The sequence below is a fragment of the Pedobacter sp. 05L430 genome (assembly GCF_056397585.1).
In genome coordinates this window covers 1-4,361 of sequence record NZ_JBFTNT010000332.1, presented here as the reverse complement: position 1 = coordinate 4,361, position 4,361 = coordinate 1, and the positions used below count along the sequence as shown (strand labels likewise).

Sequence of the window (4,361 nt, the reverse complement as noted above, 5' to 3'; positions counted from 1 at the left end):
TGATAAACCTGAACAACAGGGAATATAAGATGAAGGCTGTTCTTGAAAAAGTTAAAGATCAGTATGATTTTATTATTGTTGACTGCTCACCATCTTTAGGTTTAATTACCATTAATGCACTTACAGCTGCTGATTCAGTAATTATCCCTGTACAATGTGAATATTTTGCACTTGAAGGACTAGGGAAACTTTTGAACACAATTAAAATTGTTCAAAACCGTTTAAATCCTGAATTGGAAATTGAGGGAATTCTACTTACGATGTATGATGTGCGTTTAAGACTGTCAAATCAGGTTGTAGAAGAGGTTAAGACCCATTTCCAGGAGTTGGTTTTTGACACAATTATTCAGCGTAATACGCGCTTAAGTGAGGCCCCAAGTTACGGTATTTCAGTAATTATGCATGATGCCACTTGTAAAGGCGCAATTAACTACCTGAACCTTGCCCGTGAAATTGTTCATAAAAACGGAATGGTTAAGGAAGTACAGAATACAACTACAGCAATTATTTAAAAATATTTTTAATGACATCTTTTCAGCGAAAAACAGGTTTAGGTAAAGGGTTAAGTGCGCTTTTGGATGACTCAGATGCTGTAAACCCGCCAAAGAACGGGGTGAACCCGGTAAGCGAAACAAAGCAAGAGGGCGGTAACAACAATAATATTGGGCATATTAATATTAATGATGTTGAAACTAACCCGTATCAACCTCGTACTGAATTTGATCAGGTTGCTTTAAATGAGCTTTCTGAATCTATCAGGGTTCAAGGTTTAATACAGCCAATTACGGTAAGAAAACAGCCTGGAGGTAAATATCAGTTGATCTCTGGAGAGAGAAGATTGCGCGCTTCTAAGTTAGCAGGCCTAACCGAAATTCCTGCATATATCCGCAGTGCCAATGATCAGCAAATGCTGGAGATGGCTCTTATTGAGAATATTCAGCGTGAAAATCTTAATGCAATTGAGATTGCACTGAGCTTTCAGCAGATGATAGATGAATGTAATTTGAAACAAGAGCAATTAGGTGAAAGAGTTGGTAAAAATCGTACTACGGTAACCAATTATCTTCGCCTACTGAAATTGCCACCAGCAATACAGGTTTCTATAAGAGATCAAAAGATTTCTATGGGACATGCACGTRCACTGATAAATGTAGAACAGGCAGAAAAACAGCTCTTTATTCATGATGAGATCATTGATAAGGGACTGTCGGTGCGCAAGGTTGAAGAGTTAGTAAGAAGCATAAATAGTGTTCAGGTAAAAGCAAAACCAAGCAGACAGCCTGTTAGTGTTTCATTTGAATATCAAAAACTACAGAGAGATCTAGCATCTAAATTTGCCACTAAAGTTAAGCTGAAAGTCGGTGAAAATGGGAAAGGGGCTATAGAGATCCCATTTATGTCTGAGGATGACCTAAGCCGTATTCTGGAATTATTAGATTGGTAATGTACAAAAGTCTGCTGCTATCGGTTTTGTTTCTTTTTGTGACAGCGTTAGCTCGTGCCCAGGAAACTCCTGTTGTTAAAAAGGATACCCTGGTGATTAAAGCAAAACCAGTAGTAGAACCTGTAAGGGCTCAAAAAGTAGATACAATTAAAAAACCAGCCTACGTAAATCTTGGTAAAATTGCAGGCAGAAGAGCTGCGCTAAGTTCACTTATGCTTCCCGGACTCGGACAAATCAGAAATGGGGTTACCGTTTATAGGCTGGCAAAAGTTGCCGGTCTTTATACAGGGATAACGCTTCTTACTATTTCGTTTATAGACAATAGTAAGAATTACAAGCTTTTTTATGATGAAATCATTTATCGTAGAGCGAATAATAATGAGAAAAGTGCCGATTTCCCATATAACAACATGGATGAGGCTGGATTAATTACTGCAAAGGATCTTTTCAGAAGAAATAAAGAGGTAATTATTTTCTCATACGTTGGGTTGTATCTACTTAATGTAGTCGAGGCCTATATAGATGCCCGCCTGAAATATTTTAATGTAGACGATATAGGGATGAAAATTTCTCCTGGTCTAATCAACACTGATACCATGTATGGTTTTAATAATGTAACGCCTGGGATAAAACTTACTATCAGATTATAGTATATTTTTACGCAAGTTTGAACTCGTATATGAGGGCTTTTAATACCTTTAGCAAAAAAATAAAAAATTAGATGATTCAGTCTTATGTTTAAGTCTGGTTTGTAACAATAAAAGAATAAAACCAATGAAAATAGCATTACTAGGCTATGGTAAAATGGGTCAGATTATTGAACGTTTTGCCTTAGAAAGAGGACATGAGGTAGTTTTGAAAATCAGCATTGATAATCTTGATGACTTAACGGTTGCTAATCTGCGAAAGGCCGATGTAGCTATCGATTTTAGTGCTCCTGATGCGGCAATAAATAATATTTATACCTGTTTTGATGCAAATGTTCCTGTTGTTGTAGGTACTACGGGATGGTATGGCCAATTGCAGGAAGTAAAAAATGAGTGCCTTACACGTAACAATGCACTTCTTTATGGGTCAAACTTTAGCATTGGGGTTAATATCTTCTTTCACATGAACAAGGTATTGGCGAAGTTAATGAACGACTTCCCTGCATACGAGGTCCAGGTAGAGGAAATACATCATACGCAGAAACTAGATTCACCAAGTGGTACAGCTATGACTATTGCCGAAGGCATTATCGAGAATGTTGACAGAAAACGTGAATGGGTAAATGAACTTGTAGRTACAGAGTTCGATGATGTATTAAAGAAAGAACAATTACTGATTGAATCGCATAGAATAGAAAATATACCAGGTACACATACAGTGGTTTATAGTTCTGAGGTAGATGAGATCGAATTTAAACACACTGCTCATAATCGTTCAGGGTTTGCATTAGGTGCAGTAGTAGCTGCCGAATGGCTTGAAAAAAAKCAGGGCTTTTATAATATTGCTGATATATTTAATTTTAAATAATAAAAAAATATGAATTGGAAATTCTGGCAAAAGGAGAATAAGGACACTAAGCCAAAAAAGAAAAAATCCAGAAGCCGAGAATGGGTTGATGCTATTTTGTTTGCAGTAATTGCTGCTACGATAATCAGGGTATTTTTTATAGAAGCATATACTATCCCAACAGGATCTATGGAAAGATCATTATTAATAGGTGATTTCTTATTTGTTAGTAAGGTTAATTATGGCCCTCGTGTGCCAATGACACCAGTTGCATTCCCTTTTGCTCATCATACAATGCCTTTAACCGGTACTAAAGCATATTGGGATGGCGTGCAATGGAAGTACCGCAGATTGCCAGGCTTATCTGAGATCAAAAGAAATGACGTAGTGGTATTTAACTACCCTCAGGGTGATACTGTAGCCCTGGAGATTCAGGACGTTGACTACTATAAAATGGTGAGATCAGAAGGCTGGGATGCAATTAATAAACACTACACTGTTGTAAGCAGACCTGTTGATAAAAGAGAGAATTATATTAAAAGGTGCATCGGTATTGCCGGTGACATAATTAGTATGAAAGATGGTCTTGTTTCTGTAAATGGTAAACCAGAGAAACTTAAAAGTACTGGGCAGATGACTTATGCAGTTACATTTAAAACAGCCGATATCAATTTCTCTGTTTTTGAGGATCTTGGATTTAATATATCAGAGGATATTAATCAATCATCTCCTAATACTTATAGTTTTACAGGCACAGAACCAATGATGGATAAGGTTAGTAAACTGGATTTTGTGCAATCTGTAAAAGAAGTGACTCAACCAGAAGGCTATCAGGAGAAAGATGTTTTTCCTTTTGATCCAAAAAGAAATTGGAATGCTGATAATTTTGGCCCCATTCTTATACCTAAAAAGGGGATGACAGTTCAATTGGATAGTGTATCAATGCCTCTTTACGAGAGAAGTATCAGGATTTATGAGGGTAACAAGTTAGAGAAAGCTGGCACTGGCTGGTTGATTAATGGTAAACCTGCAACCAGTTATACTTTTAAAATGGACTACTACTGGATGATGGGAGATAACAGACATAACTCATTAGATTCTCGCTATTGGGGATTTGTACCTGAAGATCATATTGTAGGAAAAGCATTATTTATTTGGATGAGCTATAATACCAATGGATCATTCTTTAATAAAATAAGATGGAATAGGCTACTGAGAGGAATAAACTAGAACCAAAGATTTATTTAAATAGTAAAAAGAGGGTGTCATTTAGGGAGGGCACTGAAAAAGTCCTTTACAAAAATGGGGCAGTTCATAAATCATGAATTGCCCCATTTTCATTAAGTTGTAAGAAGTTTTTCTAGTTAAAATTTTCTGTAGCCGACCCTGAGAGGGTCAAATTCAATTATTTCATAATTTTATT

5 protein-coding genes are annotated in these 4,361 nt (G+C 36.5%); all 5 read left to right on the top strand.

The features are described from left to right. Positions 1–512 (top strand): ParA family protein (locus AC1DG9_RS23965; protein WP_477635376.1); only part of this gene is annotated, 512 nt, incomplete at its 5' end. 11 nt (positions 513–523) lie between these two features. Then, positions 524–1,444 carry a ParB/RepB/Spo0J family partition protein gene (locus tag AC1DG9_RS23960; protein WP_477635375.1) on the top strand — a complete coding sequence of 307 codons (921 nt, stop codon included), beginning with the start codon at positions 524–526 and terminating at the stop codon, positions 1,442–1,444. Then, positions 1,444–2,094, top strand: a complete 651-nt coding sequence (locus AC1DG9_RS23955; protein ID WP_172659051.1) for a DUF5683 domain-containing protein — start codon at positions 1,444–1,446, stop codon at positions 2,092–2,094. Before AC1DG9_RS23960 ends, AC1DG9_RS23955 begins: the two co-directional genes overlap by 1 nt. A 124-nt stretch (positions 2,095–2,218) precedes the next feature. Continuing rightward, the gene (gene dapB / locus AC1DG9_RS23950; protein ID WP_477635374.1) at positions 2,219–2,959 is read left to right on the top strand and encodes a 4-hydroxy-tetrahydrodipicolinate reductase; all 741 of its coding nucleotides are present in this window, start codon (positions 2,219–2,221) and stop codon (positions 2,957–2,959) included. A gap of 9 nt (positions 2,960–2,968) precedes the next feature. Next, a complete protein-coding gene (gene lepB, locus AC1DG9_RS23945; protein ID WP_337717470.1) occupies positions 2,969–4,168 on the top strand; it encodes a signal peptidase I in 1,200 nt (399 codons plus the stop codon). The last annotated feature ends 193 nt before the right edge of the window (positions 4,169–4,361 follow it).

What these genes read in the sequence shown, in the direction of transcription:
- lepB (WP_337717470.1), top strand. Translation starts at nt 2,969, where the DNA reads ATGAATTGGAAATTCTGGCAAAAGGAGAATAAGGACACTAAGCCAAAA.
- AC1DG9_RS23955 (WP_172659051.1), top strand. Translation starts at nt 1,444, where the DNA reads ATGTACAAAAGTCTGCTGCTATCGGTTTTGTTTCTTTTTGTGACAGCG.